Here is a 14,507-nt window from a genome sequence, read left to right on the forward strand (position 1 = left end):
TTCAGTCCCATAGCTGGACGGTCTGCACGGTGGTGGTGGTCGGAATGTCCGGCAGCTCCACCTGCAGCCCGTGAGGTAAAAAGGGGCCAAATTCGGCAAGCCCCGGATTTGCCTTCAGTACCTGCTCCGTGACACCCTGCGTGCGCCCGTAATGACGCCAGCAAAGCGCGTCCACCGTGTCATACTGATGCGCACGCACTTTCATCAGATAAGCTCCACTGTGCAGTGCGGCGCATCCTGTACCCGGCTGATGGCCCAGCGGGCGTCACGCCACAAATCACCGCTGGCTTCAGCCAGTTCCTCGCCCCGCTTCACACCCGATGCCGTGGCGTCATAGCCCTGGTAACGTTCGTTGAGCATGGCGCGTGCCCAACAGTAAACCGCGTTGAAATAGTGCTGAATGCGCTCACTTTTGCCGTCCAGCTGTTCCGCCGGAACCTCTGCCAGCGAGGCATACCCCAGCATCTGCTGGCGTCTGCGAAACTCATACAGCTCTGCGTTGACCTCCGAAATTGCCGACAGCGCAACCTGCTTTAAACGCGGCTGCGTCACCGTGCCGTCAGTGCGCATCACACTGCGAAACTCCGACAAGTCCACATCAGGCCAGAACGGCGTATTCCTGATGATTTCCGCCTGTTCCGGTGCCTGTTCTGGCGCAACAAACTTCATGCTGCTTTCTCCTGAAATAGAGGGCGGTGGACGGGGTTTTGATGTGGCAGCGCCTTTCGCCACCCCGTGCCGCCCGTGCGCGGGGGCACGTTCTGTCAGCGGCTGTCACTGCGCAGTCTGCGCTCCAGCTGCTGTTTGTCTTTTTTCACGCCACAGCGGGGATCGAGCTGTAACGCATGGTTGAGATGATTAAGGGCGGAAGCCGGATTACTTTCACTCAGGACAGCGCCAATCGCTTTATGCAGACGCGCCCGCGACTGGTCCGGCATATCCAGACCGTCTGTCAGCACCAGCGTCTGCAGCAACAGATCGGCATCAAAGCCGGTAGTGGCTAGCATTGCGCTCTGTGCCGCGTCTGCCATTTCCTCTGCCAGTACGGTCTGCACATTGCGGTTACCCAGCGGCATCACCCAGCCATGACGCAGGGCATGACGCCCGATCTCCAGCGCCCCTGCATAATCTCCGGCATCAATGCGCCACAGCATCACGTACATCAGCACGTCATCCTGTTGAGCGCCTCCGGCAGCCAGGACACCCTCCGCCCAGGCGGCGTACTTCGGCAGCAGCTCCACTTTGATTTCCGCTTTTTTGACCGTGGACTGAACGCCCTTGAGACGGCGGCGGTCTTCCGCCAGTTGCAGCAGCATCAGGTCATAGCCCGACGCGTGGCGAACGCTGCCGCCCTCGCGGGCGGCCTGTTCAGCCTGAACGCGCAGGCGATGCTGCCGTGCGGGACTCAGGCTCATGGGTTACGCTCCGGCTTCTGCTGCGGCGGCGCTGAAGTCGCCAATCTGGATGTTTTCCACCAGTGCAGCGCAGCGGTAGTCCTCAACCACATAGGCTTCGTTAACGGATTCAAAGTTTTCAATCCGGTCACGTTTCGGGTTGTCGATAACTGAACGGCGGCGGGTGTCTTCCTGCCAGTAGATGGACAGGTTATCCAGACGTGTGATCAGCAGCGCATTCGGCGGGAAGAACGGCGCACGCACGGCCTGCAGGCCCCCCATGCGCTTCTGACTGATGATCATATCAGCAGCCAGTTTTTCACTGTTTTCCTGTTCTTTGTTGACCAGCGGGAAATACTTGTCAGACAGCAGTTCACGACCGCAAATCACCACCAGATCGTCATCGTCCTGGTAGACCACGTCGATAAGCTCATTGACGGCATCCATCACCACGGCGTCCAGGTTGGCATATTCGCCACCTTTCCCGACTTTCACTGCACCCGGTGTGGTTTCACCGCCCGTGGTGGTGCTGCCCATAACATGATCCGGCGCGTCTTCGCGGATTTTCTGCAGCCAGCCTTTATTGACGTCCTGCAGCAGCGGGTTTTCAGCACGATTGGAGGTTTTGGCGCGCTTCACGCCGTTAAAGCCAATCATGATGCGGTCCAGCGCCTGACGTTTGACGATAGCGTTGCGGATACGCACCTGGAAGTCCTGGAATTTCGCCCACAGGTCCAGTTTTGCGTAGGTCAGCACCGTATCAAAGTTGGTCTGCTCGCATTTTTATTCCACGTCTTCCATCAGCGTCGGATCGGTAGGCTCGCGCTCTTTGGTGGTGGTATCGGTGGTTCCGGCAATGGTGCTGCCAACGCCCAGCCCCAGCAACTGCCCTGACTGCTCAGTGACCGGCGTGATGTTAATCAGCGTCAGGAAAGCGGCGGACTGCTGGATCTGGTCTTCCAGCGTCTGCTGCACGGACGGCTCCACGGTAAACTTGCTGGACAGTTCTTCAACCTCCACACTGTTCAGGCGCGCCAACTGCTGCAGATAAGCGTTAAAGGCAAAGCGGGTTTTCTTTTTCATCGGGTTTTATGCTCCATCAGCAATTGGTCAGGGTGCCTGTCGGTGCGTCACCGCCCGACGCGCGCTGGCGGTAGTCTTTACGGCTGTCTTCGCTGCTAAGCTTCTGCTCAAGCTCGGCAAAGGCGGCCAGCTGTTCTTGCAGGGAGGACTCCAGCTCAGAAAGGCGCTTGTCCTGTTCGGACAGGGATTTATCAGTGCGCTCGCTCAGGATCTGCTGCTCAGTAGCGACCAGCTCCACGGCTTTATGCACATCAGAAAATCTCGCATCGTCGGTCTGCTCTTTTTTGGTGAACAGCGCGGTGACGCGGGCAAAGAGGGACGGCTTTTCGTCCTGGACCTCTTCCAGTTCGATCAGCGTTTCGACAGCTTCCGAAAACAGGTTTTCGGGATTCTGCTTACGGTTCGCCAGCGGGTTATGCTCGGCGCTGGCGCTGAATGTCAGCATTTCAGTGCCCAGACTGGCGGGATCATCAGTGGCAGCCAGGCCGACCAGGTAGGCTTTGCCGGTGTCGGCAAACTTAGGGCTGACTTCCATAGATGTGAATAATTTCTGGCCTTTTTTCACCAGTTCCACCAAGGACTCCGTTGGCTCAACGTCGGCATACAGCGCCATCTTGCCTGCCAGTGGACCTTCCGTGATTTCTTCAGCAAACAGCGCCGTCACCTTGCCGTAGCGGTTAAAGGTGCTGTCCGGCAGATAAGACTTGATGTGCTCAAGGTTAATCAGCGCGGTATACACCGCCGGGTTGTAGCTGGCTGCCATCTGTTCCAGCCATTCACGCTGGATTTCGCGCCCGTCGGTGGTGGCACCCTCCACACCGATGCGGAAACGCTTTGCTTTCACTGTCATGAGCCGTGCTCCGTTAGAAAAAACTTACTGGAGCCTTATGTTTGCGGTGATGGGGGCGTGAAACAACGCGCGTCGCTTGTACGGTAGACCACACAAACCCCAGCCGGGGAAAGCCGTCAGGCAAGGCCGTATGTTTGGGCCATGAACACGACACTGACCCCCGCAGACCTCGATCCCCGTCGGCAGGCCATGCTGCTGTACTTTCAGGGATACCGCGTCGCCCGCATTGCTGAAATGCTGGGCGAGAAAGTTGCAACCGTTCACAGCTGGAAGAAACGCGACAAGTGGGGTGACTATGGGCCGCTGGATCAGATGCAGCTCACTACCGCCGCGCGTTACTGCCAGCTCATTATGAAGGAGCACAAAGAAGGGAAAGATTTCAAAGAGATTGACCTGCTGGCGCGCCAGTCTGAACGCCACGCGCGGATCGGCAAGTTTAACAATGGCGGCAACGAAGCCGACTTAAACCCAAACGTCGCCAACCGCAACAAAGGCCCGCGCCGTCAGCCGGAAAAGAATGTCTTCACCGATGAACAAATTGAGAAGCTGGAAGAAATCTTCCATTCCTCCATGTTCAACTACCAGCGCCACTGGTGGGAAGCCGGAAAAACCAACCGCATCCGCAACCTGCTGAAGTCACGCCAGATCGGCGCGACCTTTTACTTTGCCCGTGAAGCCCTGATTGACGCTCTGCTTACCGGACGTAACCAGATTTTCCTTTCCGCCAGCAAGGCACAGGCCCACGTCTTTAAGCAGTACATCATCGACTTCGCCAAAGAAGTGGAAGTGGAGCTGAAAGGCGATCCGATGGTGCTTCCTAACGGGGCCACACTGTATTTCCTCGGCACCAATGCCCGCACGGCCCAGAGTTACCACGGCAACCTGTATCTGGATGAATATTTCTGGATACCGAAATTCCAGGAGCTGCGCAAAGTGGCTTCCGGTATGGCTATTCACAAAAAATGGCGACAAACCTATTTTTCCACGCCATCCAGCCTGACACACAGTGCTTATCCGTTCTGGTCCGGTGCGCTATTCAACCGTGGGCGCAATAAAGCCGACAAGGTGGACATCGACCTGTCCCACAGCAATCTGGCTCCAGGCCTGCTGTGTGCAGACGGGCAATACCGCCAGATAGTCACCGTGGAAGATGCGGTGCGCGGCGGCTGTAGCCTGTTCGACCTTGACCAGTTGCGCATGGAATACAGCCCGGACGAATACCAGAACCTGCTGATGTGTGAATTCGTGGACGATCTCGCCTCCGTGTTCCCGCTCAGCGAGCTGCAGGCGTGCATGGTGGACAGCTGGGAAGTCTGGACCGACTTTCATGCACTGGCCCTGCGCCCGTTTGGCTGGCGCGAAGTGTGGATCGGTTATGACCCGGCAAAAGGTACGCAAAACGGCGACAGCGCCGGGTGCGTGGTGGTGGCACCGCCAGCCGTGCCGGGCGGTAAGTTCCGCATTCTTGAGCGTCACCAGTGGCGCGGGATGGACTTCCGCGCCCAGGCTGACGCCATCAAAAAACTGACCGAACAGTACAACGTGACATACATCGGCATCGACTCAACTGGCGTCGGCCACGGGGTTTACGAGAACGTGAAAGCGTTTTTTCCAGCCGTCCGGGAGTTTGTCTACAACCCCAACGTTAAAAACGCCCTGGTACTCAAGGCCTACGACATTATCAGCCACCGCCGTCTGGAGTTTGACGCCGGGCACACCGACATTGCGCAGTCATTCATGGCAATCCGTCGCGCCACCACCGCCAGCGGCAACCGCCCGACCTATGAAGCCAGCCGCAGCGAAGAAGCCAGCCACGCCGATCTGGCTTGGGCAACGATGCACGCATTGTTTAACGAACCGCTGCAGGGCGAATCCGCCAATACCAGCAATATTGTGGAGATTTTTTGATGGGAAAGAGTAAGAAGAACCGCGCTGCGTCACAGAACCAGACCCAGCATAAAAGCCAGACTTCAGCCGAAGCATTCAGCTTTGGCGATCCCATTCCTGTACTGGACCGCCGCGAACTGCTGGACTATGTGGAATGCGTACAGACAGATCGTTGGTATGAGCCGCCAGTGAGTTTCGACGGGCTGGCGCGCACCTTTCGCGCCGCCGTGCATCACAGCTCACCGATTGCAGTAAAGTGCAACATTCTGACCAGCACCTACATCCCTCACCCGCTGCTCAGCCAGCAGGCTTTTTCACGTTTTGTGCAGGACTATCTGGTATTTGGTAACGCCTACCTGGAGAAACGCACGAACCGCTTCGGTGAAGTTATCGCCCTTGAACCGGCCCTGGCAAAATACACCCGACGCGGGTTAGACCTGGATACCTACTGGTTTGTGCAATACGGCATGACCACGCAGCCGTATCAGTTCACGAAAGGCAGTATCTTTCATCTGATGGAACCGGACATCAACCAGGAGATCTACGGCCTGCCCGGTTATCTTTCTGCCATTCCATCCGCCCTGCTCAACGAGTCCGCCACGCTGTTCCGTCGAAAGTATTACATTAACGGCAGTCATGCTGGCTTCATCATGTACATGACCGATGCCGCGCAGAATCAGGAGGATGTGAACAACCTCCGCAACGCAATGAAAAGCGCTAAAGGTCCAGGCAACTTCCGCAACCTGTTTATGTACTCACCTAACGGCAAAAAAGACGGGCTTCAGATCATCCCATTGTCAGAAGTCGCGGCGAAGGATGAATTTCTTAACATCAAGAACGTGAGTCGGGATGACATGATGGCAGCGCACCGCGTGCCGCCGCAAATGATGGGGATTATGCCGAATAATGTTGGGGGGTTTGGGGATGTCGAAAAGGCGAGTCATGTATTTGTTCGTAACGAGTTAATTCCATTACAAAAAAGGCTAATTGAATTAAATGAATGGCTTAATGACGAAATTATTCGTTTTGGCGAATATAAATTAGGCAATACTTGATTAAAGCCTGTTTAAACTGGCTGTCGGAACAGCCAGTTTAAACACCGGCACCAATGAAATCGCCATATGAATCTTCTTCAAGGCTGATGTATTCTACCCTCCATTGATCCATCCGCCTCAATGCATACAGGGAGAAATGAGTATCAGCAACAGCTATGCACGTATTCAATTCTATAAGTTCTGAATGCCCCAAGGTTGGATCACCATAAAACTTATAAAACAAAGCCTTTAGATCAGAACATGTTTGTTCAGCCGCTCTTCTGGCATCGGGGCCACCTTCAGTTGCATCATAAACAACATTGATAGAAAGCTCATATGGTATGCCTTCCTCAAGATCGTTAAATCTTTCTTCGCCCAAATCGAAAAAAACTCCGATCAAATGCTCTGCGTTTGTGGCGATAATGTCCGCAACTTCTTTTTCGAAAATAAACTTTTTATCCTCGTCGTAAGCCCGCAAGCGCTCTTCAAACGAGTTAGGAAACGCTGGACGACCATACTTAGCAGCTAACCATTGCTTAAGAGCTTGTTTCTCTTCTGTGCTAATGGAGAATGCTGGATCGTTTTCCTCACAACAGAAAGCTTCTTTAGGAATGATGACTTTCCTTTCATGCCGGAGCTCTACTGCATTCTTCTTCGCACTTTCTGGATTTTCAAAACATAGATCGAGGATTCTCGGATGCTTAGCTCTTTTCATCCTGCTTGACCCCTTTTTCAAGGGGCCAAACATCAGTTCCACGTTTTTTTCTGAATTACTCTGTAAATCACAATCATGCGTTATAACTACAACTTTATGGTTCGTTTCATCAGGCTGCAGAATTCCAAGTGAAACGGCATCATCATGTTTAAGTACATGCCCCTGACGCCATGATGTTCCTCGTACCAACATAAATGTGATTTATTCCTCTACCGTTCCAGGAATTGAAATAGATGACTTCCAATCATCTGTCGGTTTCGCCTTGCTTGCTAAGTAATTGGCCGATTCAGCAGCAGCATTCATCGCTTTAGCTTCATCAATCAATACCTGAACTGCCCTATTCCAATCCTCACCTTCTTTTACTACGTCCATCAATGACTTACCATTAAATGCTTTCATTTTCACCAATAGCTTCGCATCATGGAGTCCAGCTTTGGAAAAAGAGTCAGCGACATTACTAAGGTTGGTAATGAATTGCACTTTTGAAGCATCATCAGGCTGGTTCTCCCCTGACAACCATTTATAGAGAGCCTGCCGAGTTATCCCCAAATCCTTTGCCAGTTCTGACATTGATGGAGACAGCACTTCTCGAATATTAGCTAAATGTTGGGCAACATTCCTGACATCAACCTCAGGAGAAATTGCAGGCGTGTACGTTGATTCTATGGAATCAAATGCAAACTGAACCCTTGGCTGAACATACTGACGCCATTGCTTATAAGCATTTACAGGGTATGAAGCCCCCGTACCAACTAATAGTAAAGATGCGGCGACAGCAACAACACCTGATACACATGAGCTTGACTGCAAATTTGGAGTATATCGATCTACAGAGCCTATGCTTCCGGTAGAAATTGCATACATTTTAGTCACCTCCGTTGTTTCAGTGCCATTTAGTGCGGGCAAAATCTGAAACCATGCCTTCAAATGCTTCTTTAACTTTACTATGCAACGAAAGAATCTGTTTTTCAATTAACTGCAAATCAGTTGACATGTTGCCTTCAACATAATGATCTGTATCAATTATTGCGTGCATACGATGCTCTGTGTTACTAAATCTCGGCAACGGCAGTAAACCATTAGGAATCATATCTGGCGGAAAACCTAGCTGACCATTCATCTTATGTATTCGTGAAACCATAAATCCATTAGGGATCAATGGCTCAACACATGTCTGATATACGGACTCTTGTATGGACTGTATTGGCGTCCATCCGAAATCAACACCATGAAGTTCCTTTACAAGATACTGCTCAATTGTTTCGCTTTTCTCAGGAAACACAGCATCCAAATATCGAAGCCCAATCCGACTTAACAGCGATGGCTTAGCAAATTCTAGAACTTTGCTCAGACCAAGTATCAATGACGAGATGAAAGATACATGGTTATCATAATATGTTGTATGGAACGTAATGAAATCGTTGCCTAAAACAAAACCAGATCTTCTATCTGCATCAATCATCAACCAACTTGTCACAGGCTCAAATGAATGTACCGGTGGCTCATTGGGGTTTTTTATTTCAAATTTCAACTGAGTTGTATTGGAAACCTCAAATAAAGGAAATCCCTCAACTCTTAGCGCATCTTGTATGTCTGGAACATACTTACTCATTGCAGCTATTGGAGTAAACTTTACTTGTACCAATGCATAGTAAACGGGCGCATTGGACATACGTTCGCTTTTAGTACTCATGCCGCCCTCCTTGAAATTGTTTCATCTCATATCTCTTTATCTTACTAACTGTAGTTTACACATAGGTTGACACTTTCTCCATCATTAAGTTCACTATGACATCAATAGCCAAAACTCTTACGTAATCGCTTCGGCGCGCGCTCGTATCCCCGCCACGCCTGCCCGCTTTATGTAGTGGTTTTCCTGCACCTGCATGACATAAGCAAAAGCCCGCCAGTTCTGGCAGGCCTCAGCAAAAACGATCCTCAAACGATCATGCGTTTTCATGCAGCATAGACATGCACAACATGACAATCAATCATGGGTGCTGCTATGACTTCATTTAGAAGCTAGTTGCTTCATCAAAACCTGAAATCACTGTATACGAAATAGACGAGTTATCAGCATTCGTTACCTTAAACTTAGCGCCTTTGTAAGTAATAACATCGCTGATTTTTGAATCTACAGAAAAATCAGTGGTAAATGCTGCACGAGCCATATCGTTTGCGAACTCACGGTAAGTAAACTTCATCACCCCGCCAGCATTACCATTATACTCAATTGTTTTTACAAGAGAATTATCTACTCGACACAGTCCATCAGGTACTCGTTTGATAGATATTTCAGCAGCCGTGTAAGATGTTCCATTTGGTGGTGAGATTTCATTTTTCGCAGAGTTATAGCTTACGTAATCAACATAGCCAGCAACTTGACCATAAATATTTTTTAAAGCCACAGACTGTGGGTTCTGATGATTACGGTATACGCCATTGCCAACATTACAGTAAGTACCCGCAGCAATAGATGACATAGCTCCATTAGCAGCCCCTAGCTCCAAAACATCAGTTTTTATCCCCGTTGCTGACTTGATGATTGGATTTCCCATATATGCCGTAGCTGTCTGCCCTACAGCTGGTTTGATAACCTCCACAGGAGTTCCCACAGGACGAGGTATATTTGGAGCGCAACCAGTCAAAGCCCCAGCAAGAGACATCGATAAAATAATCTTATTGGCTTTCATACATTCCCTATATATTTTTGATTTTACGGTACAACATCTTTGCTGATCATATGGTTATAGAAGGGCTTCATCAACATTTAGGTGAAATGTAAATCTTAAAACATTGGCTGGAATCACTAAACTAGTGCGCCAGCTGTCGTCCCCCAGACCTGCTGCATAATCTCCATCACTCGCTTTTTGTCTTCATCCAGTTTTAACCCACTCAGCTTGACGCCGTTGGCGCTGCCCTTGCGGATACGAATTGCTGTTTTTGGGTACAGAGGGCGCAAATTACGGTAAAGCTCGGTTTCAAGAGCGTCCAGTATGGACTGGCTAATCTTCTGCTCTTTATCGATCATTATTTCAATGCGCATACAGATTCCCTTTAACTGGTTACGTCCATAGACCTGATGTATTCATGGCTGCGAATTTTTGCCATCAGCTCGTCTGTCAGTTCGGATACCCACTGGATAGCCAGCCGCTTCTCTTCGTCGCTGCACTCACTAGCCGCCACAAGCTTGATAAAAAAATCAATGCGCTGGAGCTTCAACGACTCCAAAAGATAGTCCTGCATCTTCCCTCCTTTCACTGCTACGGAACACAATGCTGTATATATAACCACTGTTTATAATCACAGTATATTAGGAAGCTAGAAATGTAAAACTCTTTTTATCTGTCAATTAGATAGCCCTGACACCGATCAATAACAGCATAAATTATTAACCCGCGTCAGCCGTACCATTGCCGCCATCTATCATCTTCCTGCAACCGCTGGTTACGGTAAAAAATACGCAACCCAGCCCCGGATGGAATACTGCCGCCACGCAGAAGCAAATCAATCTCCGATGCACTACCTTCAAACCCTCTGGCAGTCAGTTCTGCCTTAAGCTGCAGGCGCTGCTGCTCCGAAATATTCTGTTTGTATACTGTTTTCCGCTTCGGTTTTACCAGTCTCAACCTGGCTGTAAGTTCCCGCCGTTCCTTCTGGCCCATATTGTGGAGATAATCCTGCAGTTCCTTCTCATTCATGGTTTTAATATCGGGCAGATCCCCCCCTGATTTGTTCAGATTTTCAACAGGGGGACAGTTATTGCCACGAGTCCAAGGGGCGCAAGCGCCCTGGTCGGCTGCCGCCTCCTGAACGTCAACGGCCTTACGAACCTTTTTCCACTTCATCGCGTGCGTGCAAATCTTGCCCTCTGCAATCGGGGACCAGATGCCATAGATACGGATACCGTGATCGCCGTAGGCGCTCGGTTCGTCGTTAAGCTCATAAGCTGTGCGGACAAGGTGATGTTTGCGGGGAACCAGTACACCGCCCTGTTTCATGATGTAGGTGGCAAAGCAACCTGCATCCGCAGCTGCCAGTACCGCATCCAGACGCGGATTATCCAGTACCGGCGCACCCGCTTTGCGTTCGCCTTGTACTCTCGCCGCCTGACCTGCCAGCAAGCGCAGCTCGCGGTATGCCTGACGCCCCGGAATACCAAAGAAACGAAATTGCTGGACACGGTGCAGCGATGCCCAGGCGCTGACATGCTCGGCGCTGTCACGCAGTGGTCTGCCGGTTTCTTTGCTGATTTCTTTAGCCAGCCCGCGCCCGTCGATGTTTTTGCTGATGTATTTGGCGATGTAGCTTGTCGGCGTGCCCTTGCGCGGGTTGATTAGCTCGGACTTGAAGCGCGGCCCGGTATTGGTGCCCAGCTCCTCGCGGTCTTCACGGATGGCAAACTTACGCAGCAGCGCGGTGATGGAACGACGGTCTTTTTTGCGCATAAAGCACAGAAGATGCCAGTGCACGGTGCCGTCATGGTGCGGCTCTGCAACGCGGACGCCGTACCAGCGCAGCCCGGTCTTGTGCATGGCCTTGCGGAAAGCGGCGAATGTATCAACCAGATAGTCACTGCTCTGCCGGACCGTGGCACTGGTCCACTTCGGATTAGGCCTGCCGTTGTTGAGAGTTGCGTGGAAGCGTGACGGGCAGGTGATGGTATAAAACACCGCGCAGTCTCCACGCATTTCCGCGATCAGCTCCAGCCCCTTAACACAGGCCATCATTTCATTACGGCGGTGCGCCGGGTTGCTGTTGCTGGCGTTCACCACGTCTTCCATGTCCAGCGTGTCGCCGTCTTCGTTGATCAGCTCATGCGAGCGGAAGAACTCCAGCGATTTGCGGCGCTGCTCGCGTTTGTGGATCACGGCTTCGTAGCTGACATACGGTGAGGCTTTCTTGTTGACCAGGCTGACGGCGCGCAACTGCTCCTCCCGCCACTCGCAGCGCATCTGCCACAATTTGCGACACCACCAGTCCGCGCACAGCATACGGGCCAGCGACGGTGGGATCAGTTCATAAGGCACCGGCTTACGGCGACGCTTTTTGCGGCGCAACTGCTCAAAGGCTGGCGGAATGACCTCAAGGCGCATGGCTTCTGCAGCAACCCTTTCCCATGCCTGGCGGATTTCTTCTGGTTTAACATCGTCACTGACAAACAGATCACCGCAGGCCGCATCAAGACACATGCTCATATGTGCCGCAACCAGCGTGGATAGGCGTTTGACCTGATCCTGATTCATTTCAGGGAGTACCAGCAGCCCCTCCAGCCCGTCGTCGCTCGCCATGAACCGGAAAGACGCAGACACCTGGCTGTGACGCACGCGCTCCAGCCGCTCAAGACACGGCCTGATTGTTTCGCGCAGGTAGCGGGAATAAGCTTTTGCTCTGCCCAGGCTATGGAAATATTTAATCCGTTCAAGTAGCGGCTTGCTGATATGCGCCGGTTGGGCGCCCACGTCGGCAATAATGACCAGATCGGGATTAAAACGCTGCTGCTCACGCGCCGTTTTGGCATGGCTAATCAGCCGATCCTGCTCTATTTCACGCTGGACAGGATCACGGGATTCATTGAAGAAATAGCGTTCCCAGACCTCATCGCTCAGCGTCTCACGGCGCAACTGCTCCTGCTCGTTATCCGCAGCGTAAAGAGCGATCAGGTTTGAAAGCGCAGACTCCGGCGCAACTTCCGCCGGGTCCAGATACGGGTTAACCGCTTTTTTTGGGGTATTCCATGGAAAGACCACGGCGGCCTCATTCGAACCGCCGGTGGTTGGTGCATTATGTAATGTGAATTTACTCACTGCCACGCCCGCACCTCAGTTTCCACCGAGATATCAGGACCAGACGCCAAATCAACACCAAACCAGCATGCTGATTTTGTGGCGATGATTTCTACTGCAGTTTTACTATCACCGGCAGCCACGCCCATGCTGCGCTTAGCGGTTATACGATGGCGAGTAAAATCACGATAAAGCGAACGGGTCAGAGACGTATCGCTGTTGGACACGATAACCGGATGACCTTCTGATGACCGGCGTTCAAGAATAGACGCCAGATGGAACTGATCATTCTCTGTAAAACCAGCTGTGTGATATCCGTTAAACGTGCCGTCATATGGTGGATCGCAATAGACAACATCACCCGTTTGCAGCAGTGCCAGTGTCTCGTCATAGCTGGCGCAGATAAACGTTGCGCGTTTTGCTTTTTCTGCAAATGCACGTATTTCGTTTTCAGGGAAGTACGGCTTTTTATAATTACCGTAAGGAACATTAAAATAACCGTCCAAGTTATAGCGACACAGTCCGCGATAACCATGGCGATTTAAATATAAGAAATACAATGCCCGTTCAATTGCGCCACCATGGCGCAAGTTAAACTCCTGTCTCGTCTTATAATATGCCTCTGGATCATTACGGGCTTCAAAAAGATATCTGCCCTCTTTGATGAAGTATTCAACATCATTCTTAATCACCTGATAGAGATTAATCAGGTCTGGATTAATATCCGCGACAAGATAATGAGGATAGTCTGTCTCTATCATCACAGCGCATGAACCCGCGAAAAGTTCAACCAGTCGCGGGCCTGCTGGGAGGTGTTTTTTCAGTTCTGCCATGATGGCGGTTTTATTACCCGCCCATTTCAGGATGGTGCTCATACAGCACCTCCGTTGTAGTGTTTGCCTTTCAGCTCTGCGATTTCCTGACAGGTGATGCAGCACTGCACGCCCGGAATGGCGCGGCGGCGTGCTGGCGGAATCGGTGCATCGCAATCAATGCAGAGAACACGGGAAACGCCCGGCGTTTTATTGCGGGCGGTATGGATGTGGCGCTGGCGTTCTTCTTCAACGCGCTGCTGTACGAGGTCCATTGAATCAGCCATCAGTGGATCTCCTGCGCTTCGTTCTGAATCTTCACCGCTTCTTGACGCAGCAGCTCAGCCGCTTCCGTGTGGTTAAGCTGACGTGACACGATATGGGCAGCCAAAGAGTCCAGACGTGCTGCCATCAAATCAGCGCGTCCACGGCGTTCTTCCATGCGCGCATCAGTCAGCAGCTGATTAAGGCCAGCATCATCTGGTCCGGTTTTAGTGATACGGGTTTCAATATTTCGCATTGTTGTTTCTCCTGAATTTGGGCAATAAGAAGCCCGGCGGGTTTACGCCATTAATTTCTGTTGTGGGTTAATTCGGCATGGTTAGCCGTTTTGGAAATAAGCTCACCACTGCACGAAAATGATTCATTGCTTTAATCAGTTCCCGCTTTTCGTCAGTAGTCAGATCACTAATATTGACGCTATGACGTTCTGCTGGAATCTTTGCCATATAGAATATGGCTGCCAGTGCCCTCTCATTTTGTTTATTGTTAACATCCCTTTGGTCGCGCATATCTTCAATGAACCTTTCAAGCTCCGACTCAATATTCAGGCCGAACACTTTTGCGCGTAATTCAGCAATATGATTCAACCCATCCAGGCGTTTGCCGGGGCTTAGTGGAACTGTCGCCACCGGGCCATCAATAGCCATTCTCCCTCCTATCTCGT

Annotated in this window: 16 protein-coding genes and 2 pseudogenes; 2 read left to right on the forward strand and 16 right to left on the reverse strand. The window is 51.4% G+C overall.

From position 1 onward, the window contains the following. Position 1: 1 nt before the first annotated feature. The 5 genes and pseudogenes from J4613_RS18135 to J4613_RS18155 all read right to left on the reverse strand — a co-directional run bounded on the left by J4613_RS18135 (position 2) and on the right by J4613_RS18155 (position 3,327). Entirely contained in the window at positions 2-205 is a 204-nt protein-coding gene (locus J4613_RS18135) for a tail protein X (protein WP_000868169.1), read from the reverse strand. Beyond that, positions 205-669: a head completion/stabilization protein gene (locus J4613_RS18140; protein ID WP_010835372.1), complete on the reverse strand. Its 465-nt coding sequence runs from the start codon at positions 667-669 to the stop codon at positions 205-207. The genes J4613_RS18135 and J4613_RS18140 overlap by 1 nt, the downstream gene beginning before the upstream one ends. A gap of 95 nt (positions 670-764) precedes the next feature. After that, positions 765-1,415 (reverse strand): terminase endonuclease subunit, encoded by a 651-nt coding sequence (locus J4613_RS18145; RefSeq protein WP_208293665.1) that lies wholly within the window; start codon positions 1,413-1,415, stop codon positions 765-767. A gap of 3 nt (positions 1,416-1,418) precedes the next feature. After that, positions 1,419-2,477 (reverse strand): annotated as a pseudogene (locus J4613_RS18150) (phage major capsid protein, P2 family). A gap of 16 nt (positions 2,478-2,493) precedes the next feature. After that, positions 2,494-3,327: a GPO family capsid scaffolding protein gene (locus tag J4613_RS18155; protein WP_183052279.1), complete on the reverse strand. Its 834-nt coding sequence runs from the start codon at positions 3,325-3,327 to the stop codon at positions 2,494-2,496. A gap of 141 nt (positions 3,328-3,468) precedes the next feature. On the opposite strand from J4613_RS18155, the gene J4613_RS18160 reads away from it, so the two are divergent. Together J4613_RS18160 and J4613_RS18165 are read left to right on the forward strand one after the other, a co-directional pair. Then, positions 3,469-5,235 carry a terminase ATPase subunit family protein gene (locus J4613_RS18160; protein WP_080207156.1) on the forward strand — a complete coding sequence of 589 codons (1,767 nt, stop codon included), beginning with the start codon at positions 3,469-3,471 and terminating at the stop codon, positions 5,233-5,235. Continuing rightward, on the forward strand, positions 5,235-6,269 hold the full coding sequence (locus J4613_RS18165; protein WP_079849045.1) for a phage portal protein: 1,035 nt from the start codon (positions 5,235-5,237) through the stop codon (positions 6,267-6,269). Before J4613_RS18160 ends, J4613_RS18165 begins: the two co-directional genes overlap by 1 nt. A gap of 37 nt (positions 6,270-6,306) precedes the next feature. Here J4613_RS18165 and J4613_RS18170 read toward each other — a convergent pair whose 3' ends face one another. The 11 genes and pseudogenes from J4613_RS18170 to J4613_RS18220 form a co-directional block, all read right to left on the reverse strand. Next, positions 6,307-7,155: a hypothetical protein gene (locus tag J4613_RS18170; protein WP_000961024.1), complete on the reverse strand. Its 849-nt coding sequence runs from the start codon at positions 7,153-7,155 to the stop codon at positions 6,307-6,309. Between the two features lie 9 nt (positions 7,156-7,164). After that, positions 7,165-7,827 carry an XRE family transcriptional regulator gene (locus tag J4613_RS18175; protein WP_133217610.1) on the reverse strand — a complete coding sequence of 221 codons (663 nt, stop codon included), beginning with the start codon at positions 7,825-7,827 and terminating at the stop codon, positions 7,165-7,167. Positions 7,828-7,846: 19 nt separating this feature from the next. Next, positions 7,847-8,656 (reverse strand): TIGR04255 family protein, encoded by an 810-nt coding sequence (locus J4613_RS18180; protein ID WP_058344351.1) that lies wholly within the window; start codon positions 8,654-8,656, stop codon positions 7,847-7,849. A 322-nt stretch (positions 8,657-8,978) separates the two neighbouring features. Next, positions 8,979-9,656, reverse strand: coding sequence for a hypothetical protein (locus J4613_RS18185; RefSeq protein ID WP_015406339.1), 678 nt, complete (start codon positions 9,654-9,656; stop codon positions 8,979-8,981). Positions 9,657-9,785: 129 nt separating this feature from the next. Further along, positions 9,786-10,009: pseudogene (locus J4613_RS18190) on the reverse strand (DinI-like family protein); the annotation flags it as partial. Positions 10,010-10,020: 11 nt separating this feature from the next. Next, positions 10,021-10,209: a hypothetical protein gene (locus J4613_RS18195; RefSeq protein WP_015406337.1), complete on the reverse strand. Its 189-nt coding sequence runs from the start codon at positions 10,207-10,209 to the stop codon at positions 10,021-10,023. A gap of 155 nt (positions 10,210-10,364) precedes the next feature. Further along, positions 10,365-12,776, reverse strand: a complete 2,412-nt coding sequence (locus tag J4613_RS18200; protein ID WP_208293666.1) for a replication endonuclease — start codon at positions 12,774-12,776, stop codon at positions 10,365-10,367. Continuing rightward, positions 12,767-13,624, reverse strand: a complete 858-nt coding sequence (locus tag J4613_RS18205) for a DNA adenine methylase (protein ID WP_208293667.1) — start codon at positions 13,622-13,624, stop codon at positions 12,767-12,769. The genes J4613_RS18200 and J4613_RS18205 overlap by 10 nt, the downstream gene beginning before the upstream one ends. Further along, entirely contained in the window at positions 13,621-13,848 is a 228-nt protein-coding gene (locus tag J4613_RS18210) for a TraR/DksA family transcriptional regulator (protein WP_000785509.1), read from the reverse strand. Before J4613_RS18210 ends, J4613_RS18205 begins: the two co-directional genes overlap by 4 nt. Continuing rightward, a complete protein-coding gene (locus J4613_RS18215; protein WP_001244234.1) occupies positions 13,848-14,081 on the reverse strand; it encodes a DUF2732 domain-containing protein in 234 nt (77 codons plus the stop codon). The genes J4613_RS18210 and J4613_RS18215 overlap by 1 nt, the downstream gene beginning before the upstream one ends. Positions 14,082-14,148: 67 nt before the next feature. Beyond that, positions 14,149-14,490, reverse strand: coding sequence for a DUF5347 domain-containing protein (locus J4613_RS18220; protein WP_000963195.1), 342 nt, complete (start codon positions 14,488-14,490; stop codon positions 14,149-14,151). Positions 14,491-14,507 lie beyond the last annotated feature (17 nt).

The sequence above is a fragment of the Salmonella sp. 32020114201800008SM genome, assembly GCF_017572025.1.
Classification (GTDB): domain Bacteria; phylum Pseudomonadota; class Gammaproteobacteria; order Enterobacterales; family Enterobacteriaceae; genus Salmonella; species Salmonella enterica.

Coding starts and splice junctions, on each gene's coding strand:
- J4613_RS18135 (WP_000868169.1), bottom strand. CDS start 205: ATGAAAGTGCGTGCGCATCAGTATGACACGGTGGACGCGCTTTGCTGG.
- J4613_RS18140 (WP_010835372.1), bottom strand. CDS start 669: ATGAAGTTTGTTGCGCCAGAACAGGCACCGGAACAGGCGGAAATCATC.
- J4613_RS18145 (WP_208293665.1), bottom strand. CDS start 1,415: ATGAGCCTGAGTCCCGCACGGCAGCATCGCCTGCGCGTTCAGGCTGAA.
- J4613_RS18155 (WP_183052279.1), bottom strand. CDS start 3,327: ATGACAGTGAAAGCAAAGCGTTTCCGCATCGGTGTGGAGGGTGCCACC.
- J4613_RS18160 (WP_080207156.1), top strand. CDS start 3,469: ATGAACACGACACTGACCCCCGCAGACCTCGATCCCCGTCGGCAGGCC.
- J4613_RS18165 (WP_079849045.1), top strand. CDS start 5,235: ATGGGAAAGAGTAAGAAGAACCGCGCTGCGTCACAGAACCAGACCCAG.
- J4613_RS18170 (WP_000961024.1), bottom strand. CDS start 7,155: ATGTTGGTACGAGGAACATCATGGCGTCAGGGGCATGTACTTAAACAT.
- J4613_RS18175 (WP_133217610.1), bottom strand. CDS start 7,827: ATGTATGCAATTTCTACCGGAAGCATAGGCTCTGTAGATCGATATACT.
- J4613_RS18180 (WP_058344351.1), bottom strand. CDS start 8,656: ATGAGTACTAAAAGCGAACGTATGTCCAATGCGCCCGTTTACTATGCA.
- J4613_RS18185 (WP_015406339.1), bottom strand. CDS start 9,656: ATGAAAGCCAATAAGATTATTTTATCGATGTCTCTTGCTGGGGCTTTG.
- J4613_RS18195 (WP_015406337.1), bottom strand. CDS start 10,209: ATGCAGGACTATCTTTTGGAGTCGTTGAAGCTCCAGCGCATTGATTTT.
- J4613_RS18205 (WP_208293667.1), bottom strand. CDS start 13,624: ATGAGCACCATCCTGAAATGGGCGGGTAATAAAACCGCCATCATGGCA.
- J4613_RS18210 (WP_000785509.1), bottom strand. CDS start 13,848: ATGGCTGATTCAATGGACCTCGTACAGCAGCGCGTTGAAGAAGAACGC.
- J4613_RS18215 (WP_001244234.1), bottom strand. CDS start 14,081: ATGCGAAATATTGAAACCCGTATCACTAAAACCGGACCAGATGATGCT.
- J4613_RS18220 (WP_000963195.1), bottom strand. CDS start 14,490: ATGGCTATTGATGGCCCGGTGGCGACAGTTCCACTAAGCCCCGGCAAA.